The organism is Sphingomonas sp. SRS2 (assembly GCF_000971055.1).
In the GTDB taxonomy this organism is placed as follows: domain Bacteria; phylum Pseudomonadota; class Alphaproteobacteria; order Sphingomonadales; family Sphingomonadaceae; genus Rhizorhabdus.
In genome coordinates, this window is record NZ_LARW01000037.1 from 1 (window position 1) to 6,235 (window position 6,235).

Annotated in this window: 10 protein-coding genes; 4 read left to right on the plus strand and 6 right to left on the minus strand. The window is 61.0% G+C overall.

The genetic code is table 11. The features are described from left to right. The 4 genes from WP12_RS23795 to WP12_RS00375 all read right to left on the minus strand — a co-directional run. A partial coding sequence (locus WP12_RS23795) for a transposase (RefSeq protein WP_152663831.1) occupies nt 1-161 on the minus strand: 161 nt, incomplete at its 3' end. 169 nt (nt 162-330) lie between these two features. Further along, a complete protein-coding gene (locus tag WP12_RS00365; protein ID WP_046191780.1) occupies nt 331-510 on the minus strand; it encodes a hypothetical protein in 180 nt (59 codons plus the stop codon). Between the two features lie 191 nt (nt 511-701). Then, nucleotides 702-1,217 carry a hypothetical protein gene (locus tag WP12_RS00370; protein WP_046191781.1) on the minus strand — a complete coding sequence of 172 codons (516 nt, stop codon included), beginning with the start codon at nt 1,215-1,217 and terminating at the stop codon, nt 702-704. A gap of 185 nt (nt 1,218-1,402) precedes the next feature. Continuing rightward, entirely contained in the window at nt 1,403-2,332 is a 930-nt protein-coding gene (locus WP12_RS00375; RefSeq protein WP_046191782.1) for an IS1595 family transposase, read from the minus strand. Between the two features lie 234 nt (nt 2,333-2,566). Here WP12_RS00375 and WP12_RS00380 point away from each other — a divergent pair, with 234 nt between their 5' ends. The 4 genes from WP12_RS00380 to WP12_RS00395 all read left to right on the plus strand — a co-directional run bounded on the left by WP12_RS00380 (nt 2,567) and on the right by WP12_RS00395 (nt 5,029). Further along, nucleotides 2,567-3,208, plus strand: a complete 642-nt coding sequence (locus WP12_RS00380; protein ID WP_046191783.1) for a hypothetical protein — start codon at nt 2,567-2,569, stop codon at nt 3,206-3,208. 55 nt (nt 3,209-3,263) lie between these two features. Then, nucleotides 3,264-3,734 (plus strand): hypothetical protein, encoded by a 471-nt coding sequence (locus tag WP12_RS00385; protein ID WP_046191784.1) that lies wholly within the window; start codon nt 3,264-3,266, stop codon nt 3,732-3,734. 65 nt (nt 3,735-3,799) lie between these two features. Next, the gene (locus tag WP12_RS00390) at nt 3,800-4,351 is read left to right on the plus strand and encodes a 2'-5' RNA ligase family protein (RefSeq protein WP_046191785.1); all 552 of its coding nucleotides are present in this window, start codon (nt 3,800-3,802) and stop codon (nt 4,349-4,351) included. 93 nt (nt 4,352-4,444) lie between these two features. Beyond that, nucleotides 4,445-5,029: a permease gene (locus WP12_RS00395; protein ID WP_235398779.1), complete on the plus strand. Its 585-nt coding sequence runs from the start codon at nt 4,445-4,447 to the stop codon at nt 5,027-5,029. Between the two features lie 40 nt (nt 5,030-5,069). On the opposite strand, the gene WP12_RS00400 is transcribed toward WP12_RS00395, so the two are convergent. Together WP12_RS00400 and WP12_RS00405 are read right to left on the minus strand one after the other, a co-directional pair. Further along, entirely contained in the window at nt 5,070-5,528 is a 459-nt protein-coding gene (locus tag WP12_RS00400; protein WP_046191786.1) for a pyridoxamine 5'-phosphate oxidase family protein, read from the minus strand. A 57-nt stretch (nt 5,529-5,585) separates the two neighbouring features. Beyond that, complete coding sequence (locus tag WP12_RS00405; RefSeq protein WP_046191787.1) at nt 5,586-6,086, minus strand: GNAT family N-acetyltransferase; 501 nt, start codon at nt 6,084-6,086, stop codon at nt 5,586-5,588. Between the last annotated feature and the right edge of the window lie 149 nt (nt 6,087-6,235).

Sequence of the window (6,235 nt, forward strand, 5' to 3'; positions counted from 1 at the left end):
GTCGGCAGATCACGCCATGGACTGCCCGTCCGGACAATCCATAGCACTGCCTCCAAAAATAGACGGTTGTTCCTCCCGCTTCGTCCCGGGTCGGTCGGCTTACCCAGACAATGCGGTTCCATCTTTGCCCACTGGGCGTCGGTCAGTACGAAGCGTTCCATCCAAAGTGTGAATCACATCTCCCCAAAAATGTGAATCCTAAATCCCCACAACCCCTAGAGCGCGCTCGCTCTTTTCAACGATGCGCATCAGCCTTTCGAGATGGTCGTCCGACATGGAGGCAGGATATTAGCGACGGGGAGCAGTCCGCATTTACCGAGGTTAGCTACCTCAGCCCCCGTCGCGCGTGACACTCTGATAGTCGGCTAGGTCGCCTTCTGGCTTCTTGCCGGGCTTCGCCCTTGCCACCCTCTCTAGCCGCTCATCCCAGCGCGCTTCATCCTCATCCACCTCTAACTCGCGGGCGAGTTCCTTGAACTTGTCGGATTGGGATTTGGGTTTGTCGGTCATGGCGTCCTTATAACACACGGTTGCAGAATTTTCAGAATTCTGGCAAACACACGAATAGGCTGGCACCATAAAGATGCCAGCCTGTAGGTGGTTAGTGGGCACAGCCGGTTCTGCCGGTCACTGATATCCCCCTACGGGGCTGCGAGGTTGGCAGGGTGTCTAGACCCTGTTTCCCCCGGATACCCCGCTAGCTAGTGCTGCGTGGTGGTGGCCTCATTGACCTCACCTCCTTCCCGGCTAGAGGAAGACAGCGGAGCGGAGCCTTCTCCGTTCGCACCAGAGTCAGGCTCCGCTCCGTTTCCAATGTCCTTCAAGGTCCAGCCCGCACGGCCGTGACCTTTGAAAGTTTGAGGGTGGCGAGAAAGAAGCGACGACAGGTTATTAGATCCACCTGCCAAGCTCACACCGTTCTCTTCGATCATCTCATAAAGGTCGCGCGTCCGAACAGGAACGGTGTGTCCTACAAGCGCCTTCTTGCAGAGTTCATAGGCCTTAGCCCGGTCCGGGGAGAGGGTGCGCTGCGCCTCCACGCGCTTGACCGTAACGCGCGGCACTCCCGACGCGAATAGGTTGCCCTCAGATGCAACCATATAAGCGTCGCGGGCGCTGCGGAGTTGCGTGAGCAAGGCAAAACGCGGGTTTTCACCAAGCTCAATTTCCAACTCGCCTATTGCGACATTAAGCGCCGCCAATGCATCCTGTGCCATCTTGTACCTCCGTTCGCATCACCAGCCATACTATTCCACCGCATTTTACACAACGGTGAATCGATCATGCGGGGAGAAGGTGATTTACGTGGGGTGGGAGTGTGGCAACGCTGCGGTGTCAGAGATATTTTCGATGTGGTTTAGTTCGCCACCGCTGATTGCGCGGCTTCGGCCCCGCAGCCTTCTTAGGCGTGGAGGTCAAGCCTGCGATACGTGAGGCGCTTGCCGACGATGCCCATCAGCGCGCGATCGGCGCGGGCGGCATCGTTGATGCCCAGCTTGGCACGGTTCGAATAGCGGAAGTCGAACTCGGCAAGGTAGCGATGCAGATGCTGCTCGCCACAATGCTGATAGACACCCTTCATGCCGCGCTTGAAAATGGAGAAGCTGCCCTCAACCGTGTTCGTGTAAACGTCGCCACGCACATATTCGCCGATAGAATGATTGACCGTAGCATGGCTGGCGAAGTGCTTACCGATGGGCTTGTAGATGCGGGCCTGATCGGTGATCAGGCGGGCTTCCTTGGCGATGTTGCCCTTAACGACCGGCTCGACATAGCAGTTGATCATCTGATCGAAGGTGTAGGAGCGGATCTGGCCGCTGTTGCGATCGACGAGGCTGATGACCTTCATCTTATGCGCGCCGCTCTGGCGGATGGGCTGGCCTTTGAGAACGCCGATGTAGGTTTCGTCTACCTCGACTGCGCCACCGTCCGAACCGAACGGAACGGCAAGCTGGCCGTCGCGCATGGCTTCACGGATGCGGTGGGCGAGAAACCACGCGCTCTTGTAGGTGATTTCCAGCATCCGGTGAAGCTGATGGGCGCTTACGCCCTTCTTGCTGGAGGTCATCAGGAACACGGCCTGGAGCGCCTTATTCAGGGGCAGGCGCATATGCTCGAACACGGTGCCGACCTTGACGGTGAACTGCTTCTTGCAGTCGCCACAGCGCCACAGACCAAGGCGGATGCGCTTCTCAGGATTGGCCTTCACCTTCGTGATGCGATCCATCCCGCCGCAATGAACGCAGACCACGCACTCCGACCACAGCTTACCTTCGAGATATTCGAAGGCGGCTTCTTCGCTGTGGAACTCGGGGCGGGACAGAACGGACATGAGGTTAACTCCTTGCCCGATGTTTATGCCCTGTTCTCACCGTGTTTGCAAGGTATATAATCGCCCATGAAACAACTTTTCATGTCATTATTTCGGGAGGCTGAAGCATGCAGGACACCCACCTTTAGTGGACAAGCCCTTAGCGTATTCGCCCCGCTTTCCAATCAAAGACGACGGCCATGCCGCGATGATTTTGCACGTCTTCAGGCTCGCGCCAGACCAACGGAGATATAAGTGTCCGCTCTACCCCGCAAATCTTCCACGCCGCCACCCGGCTTCCTCATACCCATCGATCTGCTGCCTCCAACACAGGAGAGCGGCGGTGATTTCAGTATCCGGCGCCCCTCCACCCTCGAATCCTTCATCCCGGTCGTCGGGCCCGCCTGGGAAGCGGCGGCCGATTTTCAGGACGGCAACTATGGCAGTGCGGCGTTTAATGGCGCAATGGCCGTCGCCGACGCGCTTCCGGTCAGCCCGGCGATCAAGCTGCTTAACCTCATGTCGAAGATGAACAAGCGATATAAGCCCGGTCTTGCGAGTGCCGGTGCAATGCAGAAGCGATACAAGAGTCTCAAACTGACGTCGCCGGGGCACGAGGTTCATCACACCCTTCCGTTGAACGGAGCCAGCCGCACCGCCAAAGGCGACCTTCGCAATAGTCCGGCCTTCCTCAAGGTCTTGCCGAAGGAGCAGCATCGTCGCCTGACGGGCTCTTTCAATGGAAAGCGCCAATATGATCCTGTCCGGAAAATCTGGTACGGCACCAATGAATGGCAGAAAGCGGTCCCGACGGCGATCGCCGGGAGGGCTGCGGACAATATCGAGAATACAGCTAGCTGGCTGACCTCTCCGCCCGCGCAACGACGCACCCCTTGATGCTTGCGCCTTGGGTCCGTTCCATTCTGTTCACTCAATATCGGGGATTAGCGAAATGAGCTATCAGCAGGCGTCGGAAACGCCGTTTCGATATCCGGTCCTGTCTATGGACAGCAGCGGATATGTTTCGGGGTTCGCCAACCTCCACAATCTCACCCAGCTGGTGCCTCATGCCTTCAAGTCGGGGCAGTATGAAGGGATGGAGCTGATCGACAGCAACGAACGGCGATGGATCGTCCGCTCGGGCAAGAAAATCGGACGAGCAACACGATGGGGACTTCTCGACATCCTGCTCTTCAACCCGCCGAATCTGCGCGTGGCGTATGAACTGGAAGAGCTTCCCCCCCTTTCCCTGGACGAGATCAAGGAACGTGCGATCACGTCGGAACGGGAGTTCAGTTTCGGCGAATATGAGGCTGATGGGGAAACGGCGCAGTTCGACGCCCTCCTCGCGAGAATTCGGGCCGCACGAAATGTCGCGGGTATTTTCAAAACACTCAGCCTTGATGAAGTGCAGTTCATCTAAGTCATAAAGTTCTTCTTTTGTTCTTGTCACAAATCGTGTAGGTGTTGGAACAAAGGAGAAACGCCATGACCCTGCGCCGGCCCTTCGATGATAGTGACGAGCTTGTCCTGCACCGCCTGTTCTTCGCCCTGATCCCGAGCGCGGAGGCGGTTGAAGAGATCGCGCGGGTGCGTGGCGGCCTTGGTGTGGCGAAGAGTCATGTGCTCGATCATCGGCTCCACATGACCCTGTGGGCGCTCGATCTGCCGATGACCCCGACGCCGGGGATCATCGACGATCTGTGCGCGGCGGCGGCGAAGGTAAGCGCACCCGCGCTGCGGCTGGTGCTGCGCGAGGCGGTCGGCAACGGACAGGTCGCCTGCCTCAAGCCCGGCGAGCCGATGCCGGTGCTGAAAGCCTTTCAGCAGAAGCTTCAGCTCGCGATCGCGGATGCGGGCATCTGGCCCAATCGCGGCTTCCGCTTCGATCCGCACGTCACCCTCGCCTATGGCCAGGACGAAGGCTTCCGTCGCGAGGTCCTGCCGATCAGCTGGCGGGCCGGGGAGTTCGTGCTGATCCACAGCCTCGTCGGCCTGACCGAGCATGTCCCGCTCGGGCGGTGGGCATTAGGCGCGTAACCACTGCTTTCTCCGTCATCCCAACCCCTCTGGACGCCACGCGCCGATCACGACACTATCGCCGCTTCCATGACGATCGGGGGATCGGACCGAATGAGACTGCACCGCCGCGGGTTGCTCGCGTTGCTGCCCGCGCTGGCGCTGGCCTCGCGCGCGGCTTCGCAAGATGCGGGGATCCCCGAACAGGCCGGGTTCCAGAAGGAACTCGCGCCCTTCTGGGATCAGCTCGCGATGCTGCCGAGCATCCGCCAGCCCGCGCGCGAGGGCGCGTCGGCGGGGATATGCTATATGTTCACCAACAAGGACTGCGCGGTCTGCCAGGTCGTCCACCAGGAATATCCGCAAGGGTTTCGCGCGCTTGAGATGCGCTACATCATCTTCCCCTGGCCGGGTGAACCCTATCGCGAGCTCAACTACCTCTACCGGCCCGAGACCACACTTGCCGAATATGAAGCCTATATGGCGAAGCGGCTGACCGCGACCTCCACCTCGGACAGCGGGGCGCAGGCCGACCTCGTCACCGCGGTGGCCGGGGAGATGGCTGCCGAACTGGTCGAGGGTGGCAGCTTCGGCACCCCTTTCTTCTTCCATGCGGTCGCGGGAGAGACGCCCGGCAGCCTCGTCTACAGCGCGGGCGATATCGTCGCGATGGGGCCGCTGCTCGACCGGGCCGCCTGAACCAGCCGCCGCCCCGGCCTCCGCCGGGGCGGCGTTCTGCCTACTCTGCCGCCTCGGCATTGGCCGGTACGCGGACCTCGCCTTCATCCTCGCCGTCCCAATAATGGACCCGGTCCGCACGGACATGGATCATCACCAGCCGGGGCGTGTCGATCCCCTGCGGGAACCAGCGATCGAGATCCTTGGTCCAATGCTCCTCAAAGCGGCCCTTGTCGTGGATGAGATCGGCGGTGCCCTCCACCGCGACGAAGAACGGCTTCACATGGAGGATGCCCGACTTGCCCTGGAAGCTCAGCCCGACATGGCGATCGGCCTGGATGTTGGCGATCATCAGGGTGTCCTCATAAGTGAAATAATAGCTGTCGCCGTCATAATCGACTTGGCGGTTGTTGCTCATCGGCCGCGCGCCGATCGCCCCGCCCGCGGTGCGCGTCGACAGCATGGTGAAATCGATGTCGCGCATCTTTTCGGCCAGGTCGGCCAAGGTTCGGTCGCTCATGTCGCTCTCCTATGATCAGGCTGGGAGAACGCCGCGATGCGCCGATCGGTCCGCTCGTTACGCCGACGGCCTGTCGAGCCGCAGATAGACGCTGTCGCACCATTCATCGCCGACCAGCCAGGTTCGCGCCGCGCGGTGGCTTTCGCGAAAACCCAGCTTGGCGAGCAGCGCGAGCGACCCGGCGTTGCGCGGATCGACATCGGCGGTCAGATAATCGGTCGGCCCCGCGAAGATATAGTCGATGAACGCCGCCAGCGCCTCCGCCGCGAAGCCCCGGCCCCACATCTCGGGTGCGAAGATATAGCCCAGTTCCGGAAGCTTCCACGCGCCGAGCTTGCCGATCACCCGGCCGTCATGCTCGATGATGAAGTCGTCGCCGCGCCCCGGCGGCGGCGCGACCATGTCGGCCATCCAGTCGCGCGTCACCTCTATGTCGCTGTGGGGCACGCTCGACCAGTAGCGCATCGCGCGCGGATCGGAGAGGATCTCGTGCATCGCCGCCATATCGGCGGGGCGCGCCCGCCGCATCAAGAGCCGCGCCGTGCGGATCTCGGTCATGATTATAGCAGCGCGGGCATTGCGGATTCGGGCGCCGGCAGCGACCAGTCGGTGGGGGGCAGGGCCTGCGCAGCAAGGAAAGCGGTGGGCTGCGGAAAAAGCCGGCAACCAAGGAAGCCGCGATGCGCCGGCAGCGGCGGCGGGGGCGG